The 16,016-nt window shown below is 36.0% G+C and carries 13 protein-coding genes; 9 read left to right on the forward strand and 4 right to left on the reverse strand.

What is annotated here, in order from left to right:
* Positions 1–10: 10 nt before the first annotated feature.
* Complete coding sequence (locus U5907_01505) at positions 11–1,327, reverse strand: carboxypeptidase-like regulatory domain-containing protein (protein ID WRQ33335.1); 1,317 nt, start codon at positions 1,325–1,327, stop codon at positions 11–13.
* A gap of 28 nt (positions 1,328–1,355) precedes the next feature.
* On the reverse strand, positions 1,356–2,567 hold the full coding sequence (locus tag U5907_01510; GenBank protein ID WRQ33336.1) for a hypothetical protein: 1,212 nt from the start codon (positions 2,565–2,567) through the stop codon (positions 1,356–1,358).
* A gap of 172 nt (positions 2,568–2,739) precedes the next feature.
* Between U5907_01510 and umuD the strand changes: the two genes are divergently transcribed.
* From umuD to U5907_01525, 3 genes are read left to right on the forward strand one after another with little or no spacing between them, the layout of a single operon-like run.
* Positions 2,740–3,180, forward strand: coding sequence for a translesion error-prone DNA polymerase V autoproteolytic subunit (gene umuD, locus U5907_01515; GenBank protein ID WRQ33337.1), 441 nt, complete (start codon positions 2,740–2,742; stop codon positions 3,178–3,180).
* The gene (locus U5907_01520) at positions 3,181–3,591 is read left to right on the forward strand and encodes a VanZ family protein (GenBank protein ID WRQ33338.1); all 411 of its coding nucleotides are present in this window, start codon (positions 3,181–3,183) and stop codon (positions 3,589–3,591) included.
* Positions 3,569–4,831, forward strand: a complete 1,263-nt coding sequence (locus tag U5907_01525; GenBank protein ID WRQ33339.1) for a Y-family DNA polymerase — start codon at positions 3,569–3,571, stop codon at positions 4,829–4,831. Before U5907_01520 ends, U5907_01525 begins: the two co-directional genes overlap by 23 nt.
* On the opposite strand, the gene U5907_01530 is transcribed toward U5907_01525, so the two are convergent.
* Both U5907_01530 and U5907_01535 read right to left on the reverse strand, forming a co-directional pair.
* The gene (locus tag U5907_01530; protein WRQ33340.1) at positions 4,812–6,434 is read right to left on the reverse strand and encodes an alpha-amylase family glycosyl hydrolase; all 1,623 of its coding nucleotides are present in this window, start codon (positions 6,432–6,434) and stop codon (positions 4,812–4,814) included. The genes U5907_01525 and U5907_01530 overlap by 20 nt on opposite strands.
* A 4-nt stretch (positions 6,435–6,438) precedes the next feature.
* Positions 6,439–7,674: a 6-phosphofructokinase gene (locus tag U5907_01535; protein ID WRQ33341.1), complete on the reverse strand. Its 1,236-nt coding sequence runs from the start codon at positions 7,672–7,674 to the stop codon at positions 6,439–6,441.
* Between the two features lie 68 nt (positions 7,675–7,742).
* Between U5907_01535 and ligA the strand changes: the two genes are divergently transcribed.
* The 6 genes from ligA to U5907_01565 are packed head-to-tail and all read left to right on the forward strand — an operon-like array spanning position 7,743 to position 16,016.
* A complete protein-coding gene (gene ligA, locus U5907_01540) occupies positions 7,743–9,770 on the forward strand; it encodes an NAD-dependent DNA ligase LigA (GenBank protein ID WRQ33342.1) in 2,028 nt (675 codons plus the stop codon).
* Positions 9,771–9,820: 50 nt separating this feature from the next.
* Positions 9,821–10,993, forward strand: coding sequence for an FprA family A-type flavoprotein (locus U5907_01545; protein WRQ33343.1), 1,173 nt, complete (start codon positions 9,821–9,823; stop codon positions 10,991–10,993).
* Between the two features lies 1 nt (position 10,994).
* Complete coding sequence (locus U5907_01550; GenBank protein ID WRQ33344.1) at positions 10,995–11,366, forward strand: thioesterase family protein; 372 nt, start codon at positions 10,995–10,997, stop codon at positions 11,364–11,366.
* Positions 11,363–12,310 (forward strand): YihY/virulence factor BrkB family protein, encoded by a 948-nt coding sequence (locus U5907_01555; GenBank protein ID WRQ33345.1) that lies wholly within the window; start codon positions 11,363–11,365, stop codon positions 12,308–12,310. The genes U5907_01550 and U5907_01555 overlap by 4 nt, the downstream gene beginning before the upstream one ends.
* A complete protein-coding gene (hydG, locus tag U5907_01560) occupies positions 12,294–13,712 on the forward strand; it encodes a [FeFe] hydrogenase H-cluster radical SAM maturase HydG (protein WRQ33346.1) in 1,419 nt (472 codons plus the stop codon). The genes U5907_01555 and hydG overlap by 17 nt, the downstream gene beginning before the upstream one ends.
* 6 nt (positions 13,713–13,718) lie before the next feature.
* Entirely contained in the window at positions 13,719–16,016 is a 2,298-nt protein-coding gene (locus U5907_01565) for a RelA/SpoT family protein (GenBank protein WRQ33347.1), read from the forward strand.

The raw sequence follows: 16,016 nt of genomic DNA on the forward strand, positions 1-16,016 counted from the left end.
AAGCGAAAACCTATATTGTTCCACCGCCACCAAGTCCACTATCATGGTTATAATACTTGCCGTGAGCATGATTATCGTATGCTTCAGGCGTAAAGCTAAGCACTACATTTTTGGCTCCAGTCAATTTGATTGGAATTGATACTTTAGTATTACTATTTCTATAATAAACATTTAAGTTAAATGAATAAGACAGGAATGATTGTTCTCCTTTCACGAAAAGCATAGTCATGCTGGGAATATTTTTTAGATTAACTGCTGTTTCATCGCTCAATGTAAATGAGGTCCCCGGAGTGAAACCACCAGATAGTAATCTTCCTATTTGATTTATTACATCAGCTAATTGATCTTTATCAACGCCTGTAATTCCCAGGTTCGTTAAAGTAGTTTCAACCGGTTCTGAAAATATCCATCCGGATTTTTTTTGATATTTCCAGTTACTCCATGTTGCATTGGTAAGTCCCCTATTTATTTTAAGGCTGTCATAAACTTTTATACCTGCTGTAGAAGATGATTCCACTCTAACAAAATTAACAGCCAATCTGTAACTAGAGAAGTGAGAGATAGATGTAACATAATCATTTAAAACAGGATCATAAGTGACAGGTGTTGATTGAGTCTCCCAGGCATTGTTCTTGAAATACTGAAGAGCTATATCAGCAAAACGATAATTGGTCATTGGATTGTCTACTTTTAGCTGAAGCGGAGGAGAGAATGTGTAACCATCAGGTCCAAAATTAAACACTTTAAATGGAATGTTATTGTCTGTCCCGACACCCGGATCATTTGTCTGAACTGCCTGAATCTGGAAAGAAGTCTTAATAGTTGCTCCTGATTCGTCTTTGGCAACTGTATTGGGAGCCATCACTAAATTAGCATCTGTTGCTCCTCCCTCAATAAATAATGTACCCCCGGTTGAAGGAGATATAAATGCCCCTCCGGGAACATAAGGCACCATCATTGCGCTCACAGTGAAAATATGAGCCTCATTAGGTCTTCCGGCAGGGAATTCCAACGATACAGTAACAGGCATAAAACCGGTTTTTGTGAGCTCTATTGTATATTTGCCGGCTGTTGTAAGATTTGCAAACTGGAACTTTCCGGCATTGTCGGTTGTCCCTGTTAATGTACCAATTTTAACAGCAACGCCTGAGATTGCTAATCCGGTATTATTATTATAAACTTCACCTTTAATTGTATATGTTGCCGGATCCGGATCCGGTATAGGAATAGGTTCGTCTACCTTAGTACATGCTCCTGCAAAAAGAGCAGCCAGAAGAGTAGCTAAAGCCATTCCCCTGAGTCTTAAAAATAATGTTTTTGCTTTCATAATTTCTTGGTTAATTGTTAATATTTGGTTAATTTTCAAAGATTTGACTTAAATGAATTCTATTAAAAAAATTATATGATGAGTTTTCGTCAGGTGATGTTGTAAAATATCTTCCATATTGTCCGTAAGGTCTGGCAATATATTCCAGAGAGAAATAGTCACCGGATGTAACTCTAACAAATTTATTTCTGTTATGTTTATAGGGAGGTAGTGAAAAGGCAAAAAAGAATCCTCCGTTTACCGGATAATCCGGAATAGCCATAGATTGAACATAAAATCCCACCGCAGAATTTTTGAAATATCTGGTTACTTCTCCTCTTACAGATAAATCGTTCGCAAGAAACTTCTGAACAGATAAATTGAATATCATTTTCAATGGTTTATATGCATAATTAGCACCCACTTTCCATGTAAATTTATCTATTCCGGAGTAGAGCCAATCGTTAAACATCGGGAAAGAGTAAGAGGTAAGACTTGCCTGAGCATAAACCCCAATTTTTTTTGAGAGAGATTTATATAATTTTAAATCTGCGCCTCCCCTGAAGGTATTAAAATTGCCAATAGTTAAATTAGCATATATGTTGGATGGAAGTCTAAACTGTTGAGAAAGTGTTATAAAACCGGGTCTTATTGTTCCCTCCTCTACTGAATAATCATTTACAACAGGAAAAATAACCTGCGCAGTCATTTTAGCACCTCTCCACAAAGATATTTCTAATGTAGGGTTAATATTGAACTGGAGCAGATACATTACATCCAGCCTAGCATTCTTAAATCTGAAAACAGGATAAAATTTTAAATCAATCTTACCGAATGATTCATATTTAAAAGAATCATAATTATTAGATTTCAATTCATGCATCCCTTCATCAAAAACAAAATCAGACTTCCATACAGGTGTATTCTCTATTTTGTTAATACTGGTATACATCCTCAGTATCGGAATTTTTCTGTCAAGTAAAATCACATCAATATTTTGTGACTTGAACTCACTTGAAAGAGCTAAAACATCTTCTCGCAGTTTAAGTATTGATTTTTGAATATTAAGAGATGACCCGTTTTCAATAAATATAATCTCTTTTCCCGGTTTTGATATATGTCTCAGATTTTCATATCCTTCATTGTACAATGCTCTCTCTACAGTGTTCTGCGCACCAAGAAAATTTGATGCTGCTAACAGAATAGAAGTAGCTACAAATTTAATTAAACAGGACTTTAATATGAAATGCGTTGATTCCATTAGGATTAGCTGTTTTTTGCTCAGACTCACAAATTTAGCATTTTTAAATTATCAATCAAATTATTTTGAACCAATTATGAATTATTTAACAAAAATTTAACGAATAATGTTTTAATAGTAAATTTGTAAATACAAATTAAAAAAGAAATTGCAACACTTATATTACAGACCAATGACAAACAGAGATAAAACAATATTTGAGTTATTCCATCCGGAGGATAAAAGCACTTTAAACATTACAATTTCTGACTCTCCGGTTCATGCAGGTTTCCCCTCTCCCGCAGATGATCATATTGAACAAAAACTTGATCTGAACAAAGCTTTGGTAAAAAACCCCTCTACGACCTTCTTTGCTCGTGTCAAAGGAGAGAGCATGCTTGGTGATGGAGTTGATGACGGAGATATTCTTGTAATTGACAAATCACAGGATCCATACGAAAATTGTATTGCAGTTTGTTTTTTTGATGGGGAGTTTACTCTTAAAAAGGTTAGGATTGAAGGGGATAATATTGTATTAATGCCCTCTAACCCAAAATTTAAGCCGATAATTATTAAAAAAGAGAATGACTTTTATATCTGGGGAGTGGTTAAATATCTTATCAAAAAGCTTTAGATGAAAATTATAAGAGTAGTATTCAAAATATTGTTCATAATATATCTGGCTCTGGTCTTTTTTTTCTGTCTCTACTCCTTTAAAGATACAGGGGTCGATTTATCAAGTACCATATTCGGGATAAGAGCAGACAGAGTAGCGCACTTTATTATGTTTTTCCCATATCCTCTTTCTGCCTGGCTGGCTGTTAAAAAAGAGCTGAGGGAGAAGATGGGCAGATATTCACATCCGGTTATTCTGGGGTCGGGTATTTTGGTTGCAATCCTGGCTGAGCTTTTACAATCAACAACTCCCACAAGAGACTCTGATCCGTTTGATTTAATTGCTAATATTGCGGGGCTAATTTTAGCATCAATATTGATTTTCACATTGGAGAAGTATATCGACTATGTATGGCCTGACAGATTGTAATAATTTTTATGTAAGTTGTGAGAGGATTTTTAACCCCTCACTTGAGGGGAAGCCTGTTGTAGTGCTCAGCAATAACGATGGTTGTGTTATATCAAGATCATCAGAGGCTAAAACAATTGGTATAAAAATGGGAGCTCCCTTTTTTAAAATAAAGGAGTTAATTAATAATCACGGTGTAATAGCATACTCTTCAAACTTTCCTTTATACGGAGATATATCTGCAAGAGTAATGGAGATATTAAGACAATCCACACCTGCAATAGAGGTATATTCTATTGATGAAGCTTTTATTGATTTCAGAGGATTACCGGACAAAGAGATTCCCTGCATTGGCCACTCTCTAATTAGAAAAATCAGGAAAGGCGTAGGGATACCTGTCAGCATCGGCGTATCAAAAACCAAAACCCTTGCTAAAGTTGCGACAAAACTTAGTAAGCAATACCCTTCAACAAAAGGATTTTGCCTTATGAGCAAAGAGTCTGATATATCTCGTGTATTGAAAAAATTTCCAGTTGAAGATGTATGGGGGATTGGTCGCGCTCATTCAAAAATGCTTGCCTCTTATGGAGTATCTACTGCATATGAATTCATTTTGAAAGATGAAAAGTGGATCAGGGCAAAAATGGGAGTCACTGGTCTTAGAACATGGAGAGAGTTGCAAGGGGAGAATTGTATTGCTCTTGAAGATGGTGCTCCAGATAAAAAACAGATATGTACAAGTAGAAGCTTTGCTTCAGATTTGTCAGATTTTGAGGATCTATACAAAGCAATTGCGACTTTTGCATCCTCTTCTGCGGAAAAGCTTAGAAAACAAAAGGGTGTATGTCGAGAAATAGTAATTTTTATCCTGACAAATCCTTTTAAAGAATCCGGTTTAACACATAATCAGAGCGTATTGATTTCCTTGTCTGAATATACTGACAACTCTATGGTAATTGCATCAAATGCCTGCAATGGATTAAGAGCAATATTCAGAGAGGGTTATCAATACAAAAAATGCGGTGTGATTTTATCATCAATTATAAGAAAATCAGACCTTACTCCTACTCTATTTGAATCAATAGATGAACTCAAAAAAGAGAGTTCGCTAATGAGTGTAATGGACGAGATAAACTCAAAGTATGGAAATAAAAGTATTGTAACAGCTGCGGCAGGTATAGAAAGAATAAAGGCCAATCAAAATTTATTATCTAAAAGATATACAACTTCCTGGGATGATATTATTGAAGTGAAAGTTTAAATATTTTTACAAAATTTTGTTCTACTTTCAGAATTAACTTGTCGGTTGGACTCAAATCTGCTAAAAATTCTTCTCCACTCCACAAATCAATAAATTTCTGATTTGCTTTTTTTTGAATTTTCCAGTGAGTAAAAAAATGTTCGGGAATATTAAGTGCAAGGTTCTCTGTATGGACAGAGAAGTTGACAATAATAAATATAATATCATTGTTGTAATATCTTGCAAATGAGAATAATTTACTGTTATTGTAATTGTCGTTGGAAATGTTTGCATATTGTAAATCATAAGTTTCTCCATATTTAATCGCTTGCTCATTTAGCGAAACATTTAGGAGAAATTTATATTTATTATAAAGTGCATAGTCGTATATTCCTTTTCTGTAATTATTAAAAGATTCTAACGACCAGAAATCAAATATTGATGTTCTTCCGTCTAAACTACTGAAACCCTCACAATTCATACCCCTTTCCCCTATCTCCTGACCAAAATATAATAAAAAAGATGATTTATTAAGTAGAGCCGAAACTGCAGTTGCTGGTAATCCTCTCTCCGGCGACTTTGCAACAAAATCTGAAGCTACTCTTTGTTCATCATGATTCTCAATGAAGTTCAGCATGCAATCCTGAATATCTCCTAATGATTGCCAGCATTTTGTTATACTATCAGGAGTACTCTCTCCTTTTATGATTTCTATTAGTGTATCATAAAGTCCAACTTTATCATAAAGAAGGTCAAATCCTGAATTAAGATAAGTTCTGTATGAATCCGGATTGTATATTTCAGCTATAAAAACAAGTCCGGGAAATTTGGTTTTAACTTTATCTGTTAAATACTTCCAGAATTCAGACGGGACCATCTCCGCCATATCGCATCTAAAACCATCTACCCCTTTACCCGACCAGTATAAGATAATATCAACCATTTTGTCCCATAAAGGGGGTACCGGATCAAAGTATTTAGTACCATGATTAAAATAATCTACTCCATAATTTAGTTTTACTGTTTCATACCAATCTTGTAATGTCGGATTCTCGGTAAAACAATTGTTTCCGGTTGCCCTGGCGGGATACTCTTCGTAAATGTGTTTGATATTATTAACCGGCGATTTAAAATACTTTCCGGGTAAATAATAAAAATCATTTTCTCCAATATCCGGAACTAATCCCGGATTTTTATCTGACTTATATACTCTTGAAACATGATTTGGCACAAAGTCAATAATTACTTTAAGACCAGCATTATGACATCGAATAACAAGCTCTTCAAATTCTTCGACTCTTCTCTCATGATTATCTGCCAGATAGTGAGCTACATCATAATAGTCTTTTACTGAATAAGGTGAACCAGCAATCCCTTTTACAATTTCAGGCGGGTCAGGGACGCAATTACTACTTAAACACTGACTTTGGGTTGCATGCTCTAATATGCCTGTAAACCAAATATGTGTACATCCTAAGCTTTTAATTTCCGATAAATTAGAATCAGTAAAATCTGAGAATTTGCCGGTACCATTGATATCATAAGAATTTCCGGGAACAGGCTTAGAGACTCTGTTCCCGGAAATTCTTGGTAAAGTTTGATATATAATAATTTTCCCGCTCATGGCCCTATTGCCATTTGAGAATTTTTCTGAAATCGTATTCCTCCGGATCAGAGAGGTATTTTGATGCCTGTTCGTAATCCTCTTTAGTAATATATTGCATTATATTATTTATAACTGCCTGTACTCTGTCAGATTCAAGTGAGACAAGTCTTGGAGGTATCTTTCCTGTTTTAGGGTCTTGTATATCCTTGAGGTACAATGGTTCAACTTTTCCCAGATTGTCAATATAGACCATGCATCCGGTTTTACCTTCATCAAACAGCTGGTGTACAGCAATTCCAAGTTCAGTACAATATACCAAATCATAGGCAACAGGTGGCTGGCATCTTAGTTCATACCCAAGCTCTACGGGTCTGCATTTTGTTTTGAGACCCAGGTTACGAAGCTTAGTCTCTAAGAGTTCGTTAAAAATATGCGCCTTAGATACTTTTCCAAGCTCGGGATGGCCGTGGTCATCATATGAAAATATAACTCCGGACTCTTTTAATTCCTTCTCATCAAACTCATGGAAAACACCTTCAGAAATCATAACTGAACCATATTCAATTCCCATTATTAACCTTTTTACGATAGAGGAGACTGCAAGTCTTATGATTTTGTCAAGGGTAATAGTTGTTTTGTTGAACATCTCAGGAATAACAATCATTGGATAGTGAGCAGCAGAACCTATACCAAAAGCAAGGTGCCCTGCAGACCTTCCCATCGCACAAACAACAAACCAATTATTGCTTGTTCTCGCATCTTCATAAACTGTTGTGGCAAGTCTTGCTCCTTCCGATTTAGCCGATTCGTAGCCAAAAGTAGGTCTTGCTAACGGAAGTGGAAGATCATTATCAATAGTCTTTGGAACATGAATATTAGATATTGGAAAATTATGTTCAGTTAAAAATTTTGCTACTCTGTTAGCTGTAGATGCAGTATCGTCACCGCCAATAGTGACAAGAAGTTTAATATTATTCTCTTTAAAAAATTCAATATTGAAATTTTGTGCAAAATCCTCAGGAGTAGGTTTATACCTGCTCATAATGAGAAAAGAGCCGCCTCTGTTAAAAATAGAATCAGCAAGCAGAAAATCAAGTTCTGTATATTTTGGATTTTGAGAAAACAGTCCTTTATAGCCACCATGCAATCCAATAACACGATAACCATTTGCTATGAAGGTTTTTGCAATACTGCCCACTACAGTATTCATTCCTGGTGCGGGACCTCCTCCCGTTAAAATTACAATCGATTTTTTCATCACTTTACTTTATTGAGCCCGCAAAGTTAACAATAATTAAAAAATATGTAAATTTGTTGATTAAGATTATGAAGAAAATAATATCTGATGTCTCCAAAAGGATAACGGAGCTAAGAGAAGAAATCGAGAAACACAATAGGTGCTATTATATTGATAATCAGCCACTAATAACTGATTTCGAATATGATTTACTCATCTCAGAACTTCAGGCTCTTGAAAAGAAATACCCCCTGCTAATCGACTCTGACTCTCCAACTGTAAGGATTGGAAGTGATTTAGACTCTGAAAGCTCAAAAAAATCATTTGATCAAAGAGAGCATCAATTCCCAATGTTATCTTTAAGTAATACCTATGATAAAGTTGAGTTAATCTCTTTTAATGAGCGAATTATAAAAAGTTCTAACCATCCTGTTAACTATGTGTGTGAACTCAAAATCGATGGTTCTGCAATATCTCTTACATATCGTAATGGAGTTCTCGCCCATGCGGTTACCAGGGGAGATGGAGAGAAGGGAGATGACGTAACAAAAAATGTTCTTACAATAAAAGCTCTGCCAAAAATACTTAAAGGTAGCGGCTATCCTGAGGAGTTTGAAATCAGAGGTGAAATATTTATGCCTTGGGAAGCATTTGACAATCTTAACATTATACGAGAGAAAAATGAAGAGCAATTGTTTGCTAATCCAAGGAACGCAGCAGCAGGCTCTCTTAAACTAATTAACACATCCGAAGTATCACAAAGAGGACTGGACATTATTTTATACCATTTTGTCTCAAATCAAAATATCTTCCCTACTCATTATGACTCTCTGAATGCAGTTAAATCGTGGGGACTACCTGTATCTGAGCACATTAAGAGATGTTCTTCTATAGAAGAGGTTTTTGATTATTTAAACTATTGGGAAATTAACAGGAAGAATCTTCCGTACCCTACTGATGGTGCTGTAATAAAAGTAGATAGCATTCCACTCCAAAAGGAACTCGGTTTCACTGCAAAATCTCCAAGATGGGCTACAGCATATAAATTTAAAGCTGAATCTGCAATGACAAAACTTTTGTCAATTGATTATCAAGTAGGAAGAACCGGGGCAATTACCCCTGTCGCAAATCTTAAGCCTGTTCTACTTTCAGGAACAATTGTAAAAAGAGCCTCGTTGCATAACATGGATCAAATGTTGTCTCTTGATATCCATTTTGGCGACTATGTATATGTCGAGAAAGGAGGAGAAATAATTCCAAAAATAGTTTCTGTTGAATTATCTAAAAGGGAGGAATCTGCAGAAAGACCTGTTTTTCCGGTTTTTTGCCCTGACTGTAATACTTTATTAGTTAAAGAAGAGGGCGAGGCTAAACACTATTGTCAAAACTCAACCTATTGTCCAACTCAGATTAAGGGTAGACTTATCCATTTTTGCAGTAGAAAAGCGATGGATATTTTGGCTGGTGAAGCAACTGTTGAAATGCTATTCAAGGATGGGTTGCTCAAAACTCCTGCTGATTTTTATAAATTAAAAACAGATGATCTCATTAAATTTGAAGGATGGAAAGAGAAGTCAGCCGAGAGATTACTGAAGAGTATTGAAAAATCGAAGGACAAGCCTCTTTACCAAGTTTTATTTGCACTAGGTATAAGACATATCGGAGAGACAAGTGCAAAATCCCTGGCTAATCACTTTGGAAGTATTAAGAAGATTTCATCTGCTACAATTGAAGAGCTGACAGAAATTAATGATGTTGGTGAAATAGTCGCAAAGTCAATTCACAAGTTTTTCAATGACCAAAAGAATATTGAGCTAATTTCCCAGCTTGAAGAAGCTGGTGTTCAAGTGGAGGGGGGAAATGGATCTCTTAAGAACAAATTCTCAGAAATACTAACAAATAAAAGTTTCGTTGTTTCAGGAACCTTTTCTGTATCAAGAGATAGCATAAAAGAGATGATTGAGAAACATTCCGGAAAGATTATCTCATCAATTTCCTCAAAAGTCAATTTTTTGATTGCTGGTTCAGATGCTGGTCCATCTAAACTAGAAAAGGCAAAAACACTTGGTATTGAGATTATCACAGAAGAACAGTTCTTTAAACTAATTGAAAAATAATTGACTATTTTTACACTTTTAATAAATAAAATAACTAGAAATAAATATTTATGAAGCAAGTAGTTATAAGCAATAAAATCAATTATCTGGGAACTAATGACAGAAAAAAATCTCTTTTTGAGAATAACTGGCCTCTTCCCAAAGGTGTTTCTTACAACTCATATCTCATATGCGATAATAAAAGCGCCTTAATTGACACTCTGGAATTTGGTTCAAAAGATGATTATCTTGATCAGATAGCTGAAATTCTTGATGGGAATAATCTTGATTATTTAATAGTTAATCACATGGAACCTGATCACTCCAGTATGATTGGGATCCTTTTAAAATTCTATCCCCAACTAAAAATTGTTTCCAACATAAAAGCTTTTAAGATGCTTGAGGCCTATTTTGGGCTTACACAGAATAATTTTCTGGAGGTAAAGGATAATGAGATTCTTGACCTTGGTTATCATAAACTCTCATTCCATATTACCCCATGGGTACACTGGCCAGAAACAATGATGACTTACGATACAACTGACAAGGTTCTCTTTTCATGTGATGCCTTTGGAAGTTTTGGCACACTTGACGGGGGTATATTTGACGATGAAATCAATTTTGAGTGGTATGAAGACGAGATGAGGCGTTATTACTCAAATATCGTTGGTAAATACAGCAATATGGTTCAAAAAGCATTTGCTAAACTTAAAGATATTGACATCAAAATGATTTGCCCATCACATGGCCCTGTCTGGAGATCAAATCCTGTAAAAGCAATTGAACTGTATGATAAATGGAGCAGATACGAATCTGAAGAGGGAGTAATTATTGCATATGCATCTATGTACGGAAATACAGAGAAGATGGCGGATTATCTTGCCAGGCTTATTTCTGAAAAAGGGATTAAAAATATTCGTATCTATGATGTTTCTAAAACCCATGCATCATTTATTTTAAGCGACATATGGAAATATAAAACAGTTATTCTTGGCTCCTGTGCATACAACGCTGGTATGCATCCAATGATGGAACATCTGTGCCATGAATTATCAGTGCTCAATCCAAAGGATAAAAATTATGCCCTGTTTGGCTCGTATAGCTGGAACGGAGGTGGATTAAAATCTCTCCTTGCTTTTGCAGAGAAGATGACCTGGAATAAGATTGCAGAGCCAGTTGAATTAATGGGAGCGCCAACTCTTTTAAAAATGGAGGGATTTCAAAATATAGCTGAAAAGATCTGAAATGAGCATAGGTAAAACACTAAGAGTTGAGAAAACCGTTAGAACTGAGGATTCAGCGGCAAGTTATGGTTCAGGATTGTTAGATGTATTCTCTACGCCTGCAATGATAGCCCTTATGGAAAAAAGTGCTCACCTGTTGGCAAAAAGTATCCTTCCATCTGATCAGGATACTGTTGGTATAGAAGTTAATATAAAGCATTTGAGAGCGACACCTGTTGGAATGAAGGTATATGCTGAGGCAGAAATTTCAGAGATCGATGGCAGAAAAATAACTTTTTCTGTTACGGCTTATGACCAAAGTGGTGAAATTGGAGTTGGGAAACATACCAGATTTATAATAGATCCAAATAAATTCATGAATAAACTGATTTGAAAAAGTATAAAGAGATACAGCACACATATCAGAGAATCTTAAAATTCCTGATTAATGACATTTGGAGGCAGGACCTTTCTGAACTAAGCATAATGAAAGCCAGAATGGTACGCTATCTCAAGGTCTTAATTATTACTATTAAGGGATTCTCCAATGACAAGGTTGGCTTGCAAGCCGTCAATCTAAGTTTTTTTTCTGCAATGTCTGTTGTTCCTTTTGTTGCTTTGATGTTCACTATTACAAAAGGTTTTGGAATGGCAAAAAAACTGGAAGATTTATTACTCACTTATTTTGCTGAAAACGAAGAGATTATTGAGTACATTCTCCATTTCGCTAACAATGTTCTTAAATCTGCTGAAAATGGATTGTTTGGAATACTTAGTTTTCTTTTCCTCCTGTGGTCTGTGATTTGGCTAATGCTTAGTATTGAGAAATCATTTAACGATATCTGGAAGGTCGAAGACAGGAGATCATTCGGAAAAAGGGCACTTTATTATCCACTGTTACTTCTGGTATCTCCATTAATTATCCTGATATTTTTATCTCTTGCTCTGATATATACTAATACACTAAAATCGGTTGGCCTCCAGATAGATAAATTTATTCCAATTACATCTATTTTCACTTGGCTTACTTTTTACGGAATTGTAGCTTTAGTTTTTTCTGTCATGTACTATTTTATACCAAATGTAAAGGTAAAATTTGCTGCTGCGTTTAACTCCTCAATGGTAGTCTCTTTCGCATTTGTAGTAGTACAATTTTTTTATCTGGAGACACAGATCCTTGTCTCAGGATTAAATGCTGTTTATGGGGTTTTTGCTGCGATACCCCTATTTTTGGTCTGGATGAATATAAGCTGGACTATAATATTATTTGGAGCAGAACTTTCTCACGCTTATCAAAATGTAGATAAATACAAAATTCAAAATGAAAACGAATCTTGAACTAACTAAAGATGCTGTTGACTTCATAAATGATGATAAACTGCACAATCTAATAAATAACACCAAAGAAGATCCGGCAAAGATCAGAGACATATTCCAAAAAAGCAAATCAAAGCAAGCATTGACAGTTGAGGAGACTGCAGAACTACTTGCAATCAAATCACCGGAAATGCTTGAGGAGTTATTTCAGACTGCCCGAGACCTAAAGAGATCAATTTATGGTAACAGGATTGTCTTGTTTGCTCCCCTTTATATTGGGAACTTCTGCGTAAATAATTGTCAGTACTGTGGTTTCAGAAGCTCTCTTACCAAGGCTGTAAGAAGAACCCTCTCAGATCAGGAGTTGATTGCTGAGGTTGCTCAACTTGAGAAAGAGGGACACAAAAGATTAATTCTTGTTTATGGAGAACATCCTAAATATACCCCTGAATATATTGCACAGACTGTAAAAACCTGTTATAATGTAAAAGTTGGAAATGGAGAGATCAGGAGGGTTAATATTAATGCCGCTCCAATGACTATTGAAGGATTCAGAACTGTTAAAGAGGCAGGAATAGGAACTTTTCAGGTTTTTCAAGAGACTTATCATAAAGAGACTTACGCTAAATTCCATCCAGGGCCCGGTGTTAAAAGTAACTATATGTGGAGACTAAATGCAATGGATAGAGCATTTGAGGGGGGACATGACGATGTTGGTATTGGAGCTCTTTTCGGTCTTTATGACTGGAGATTTGAAGTGCTTGGACTTGTTGAACACGCTCATCATTTACAAAACCGTTACGGAGTGGGGCCTCACACAATTAGTTTTCCCAGAGTTAAACCTGCTTATGGTTTAGAACTTCACCTTCCTTATCAGGTTACAGATGAGCAATTTAAACAACTTGTGGCCATTTTAAGAATTGCGGTTCCTTATACAGGATTGATTATGACAGCAAGAGAGAGCGCTGAAGTAAGAGACGCTGTTATTGAATTTGGAGTTTCTCAAATTGATGCAGGGACAAGATTAGAAATTGGGGGATATCAGGAGGAGAGAGGGAAAAACCAAGAGCTTGACAGAGAGCAGTTTGAAGTTGGCGACAGAAGAGAATTAGACCAAGTAATTGAATGGCTTCTGACTAGGGAATTCATTCCAAGTTTCTGTACATCTTGTTATAGGGTCGGAAGAACCGGCGAGCATTTTATGGAGTATGCAATTCCGGGTTTTATCGGAAGATTTTGTACACCAAATGCAATGCTTACACTTGCCGAATATTTAGAAGATTACTCATCTGAGCAAACAAAAAAAGCTGGTTATGACTTGATAGAGAGGGAGCTCTCTTTTATCTCAGATGAGAAAAAAAGAAATGACGTAGCATCTAAACTGGCATTAATAAAAAGCGGAAAAAGAGATTTACTTTATTAATCAACTATGTTTACAGATAAGGATAACGAACTCATAGACAGAGAGTTTGAAGAACTAAGACTGGCAAGTTTAAAACGCTGTGCAAATCAGTCAGAATATGAAATTGTTCTTAAAGCTTTCGAATTTGCCAGAGCAGCACATAATGGTGTTAGAAGGCGTTCTGGTGAACCATATATATTGCATCCAATATCTGTTGCAAAAATTGTTGTCCAGGAGATTGGCCTTGGATACAAATCAATCGTCTCAGCTCTGCTTCATGATGTAGTAGAAGACACAGAGTATAATACTGATGATATTGAACGGTTATTTGGAGCAAAAATTGCCTCTCTTGTTGACGGGCTTACAAAAATCAAAAGTGCCTTTGATAGTGGAACAAGTAGTCAGGCAGAAAATTTTAAAAGAATTCTGCTTACTTTGAACGACGATGTGAGGGTAATACTGATTAAGCTTGCAGACAGACTCCATAATATGCGTACTATTGAGTACATGCCTGAGCATAAAAGGTCTAAGATTCTCAGCGAAACAATGTACATTTTTATTCCTCTGGCACATCGTCTTGGATTATACAGCATTAAATCAGAATTGGAAAATATTTGGCTAATGCATACATTGCCTTCAGAATTTGAGAGTATTCAAATAAAAATTTCTCAAACTATTGCCGAAAGAGGCATAGCAATGGATAGCTTCATGGAGCCCATTTCAGAGAGCTTAAAAAAGGCCGGGTATGAGTTTTCTGTCTCTAAAAGGACAAAAAGCCCCTACTCTATTTGGAGAAAGATGAATGCTAAGTCAATCCCTTTTGAACAGATATATGATCTTTATGCTGTAAGAATAATTTTTGAAGCCAAAGAAGATCAGCCGGAAAGGATTCAGTGCTGGCATATTTATTCACTAATTACAGAAATCTATCTTTCAAAAACAGACAGAATACGGGATTGGGTAAGCACACCTAAAATCAATGGTTATGAAGCTCTGCACTGTACTGTAATGGGGCCGCAGGGCAACTGGATTGAGGTCCAGATCAGGTCATCCAGAATGAATGATTTGGCTGAGAGAGGCGTTGCTGCACATTGGAATTACAAAGGATCATCACCCTCTGAAGGAGATATGGACAAATGGTTGAATCTTGTCAGAGAGGTTCTGGAGAATCCAGATGTGAATGCCTTAGAATTCCTTGATAAGTTTCATACCGGACTACTCTCGTCTGAAATATATGTTTTTACACCAAAAGGAGAATCGAGAGCTTTACCAAAAGGTGCAACCGCACTCGATTTTGCTTATGCGATACATACTGAAGTTGGTAATAAAGCGATTGCTGCAAAGGCTAATTTTAAACTAGTGCCACTTACTTACGAACTAAGAAATGGAGATCAGATTGAGATAATAACAGCCGAGTCACAAAGACCTCAAAGAGATTGGCTGGAATTTATTGTAACTCCAAAAGCAAAAGGACTAATACTTGATGCTTTAAAGTCAGAAATTAAGGACTCTCAGAAAAAAGGACAGGAGATCCTTGATGAAAGGCTTAAAGGGATGGGGATTAAGCCACAATCCAGAGTATACAGAAAACTTTCGGAAAATTATAAACTAAATAACAGAGAAGAGCTTTTTAGTAAAATTGGAGCAAATATTATCGACTTAACAGATCTATCCAAAGTTCTTAAGAAGAATACAACTAGTAAATTTGTTCGTTACTGGAGCTTACAATTCTCAAAGATTACAGGCGGTGATTCAGATGGTAGTGTTGAGTGGAAAGGAGAAGAAGAACTTTCGGACGAGTCATCAAATTTGAATTCTGCTGTTAAAGAGGAAAAGAGATCTAAGATTGACATAAAAAAGGATTTCCTTCTTAGGGAGAACCCAATTGAAAAGACTCTCTCATACCAGGTGGCAACCTGTTGCAGGCCAATCCCCGGAGATAAAGTTATTGGGTTTATTGACGACAATGATATCGTAATAGTTCATAAAAACAGCTGTCCCGAGGCAATTCATCTTGCAGCCCGTGATGGTGACCGTATTGTAAAGGCTAAATGGAGTAAGCATACAGTACTATCTTTTTTAGCCCGAATAAATATGAGGGGTATAGACAGACTCGGAATACTAAACGAATTGACTCAGTATATTACACTTGTTCTAAGCGTAAATATCAGAAAGATATTCATAGAGACCCACGATGGTATATTTGAAGGTTATATTGATTTGTATGTCCACAGCGTAGAAGATCTTGACAAATTAATGAAGCAGATGTCAAGTGTTAAAGGAGTTATGAGTGTAGTCCGCTCAGAGATAAAAGATAACCAATAA

It is taken from the genome of Bacteroidales bacterium MB20-C3-3 (genome assembly GCA_035609245.1).
Lineage (GTDB): Bacteria > Bacteroidota > Bacteroidia > Bacteroidales > UBA932 > Bact-08.

What these genes read in the sequence shown, in the direction of transcription:
- U5907_01510 (WRQ33336.1), bottom strand. Translation starts at nt 2,567, where the DNA reads ATGGAATCAACGCATTTCATATTAAAGTCCTGTTTAATTAAATTTGTA.
- U5907_01505 (WRQ33335.1), bottom strand. Translation starts at nt 1,327, where the DNA reads ATGAAAGCAAAAACATTATTTTTAAGACTCAGGGGAATGGCTTTAGCT.
- U5907_01545 (WRQ33343.1), top strand. Translation starts at nt 9,821, where the DNA reads ATGAAGCAAGTAGTTATAAGCAATAAAATCAATTATCTGGGAACTAAT.
- U5907_01550 (WRQ33344.1), top strand. Translation starts at nt 10,995, where the DNA reads ATGAGCATAGGTAAAACACTAAGAGTTGAGAAAACCGTTAGAACTGAG.
- umuD (WRQ33337.1), top strand. Translation starts at nt 2,740, where the DNA reads ATGACAAACAGAGATAAAACAATATTTGAGTTATTCCATCCGGAGGAT.
- U5907_01535 (WRQ33341.1), bottom strand. Translation starts at nt 7,674, where the DNA reads ATGAAAAAATCGATTGTAATTTTAACGGGAGGAGGTCCCGCACCAGGA.
- U5907_01525 (WRQ33339.1), top strand. Translation starts at nt 3,569, where the DNA reads ATGTATGGCCTGACAGATTGTAATAATTTTTATGTAAGTTGTGAGAGG.
- U5907_01565 (WRQ33347.1), top strand. Translation starts at nt 13,719, where the DNA reads ATGTTTACAGATAAGGATAACGAACTCATAGACAGAGAGTTTGAAGAA.
- hydG (WRQ33346.1), top strand. Translation starts at nt 12,294, where the DNA reads ATGAAAACGAATCTTGAACTAACTAAAGATGCTGTTGACTTCATAAAT.
- ligA (WRQ33342.1), top strand. Translation starts at nt 7,743, where the DNA reads ATGAAGAAAATAATATCTGATGTCTCCAAAAGGATAACGGAGCTAAGA.
- U5907_01520 (WRQ33338.1), top strand. Translation starts at nt 3,181, where the DNA reads ATGAAAATTATAAGAGTAGTATTCAAAATATTGTTCATAATATATCTG.
- U5907_01530 (WRQ33340.1), bottom strand. Translation starts at nt 6,434, where the DNA reads ATGAGCGGGAAAATTATTATATATCAAACTTTACCAAGAATTTCCGGG.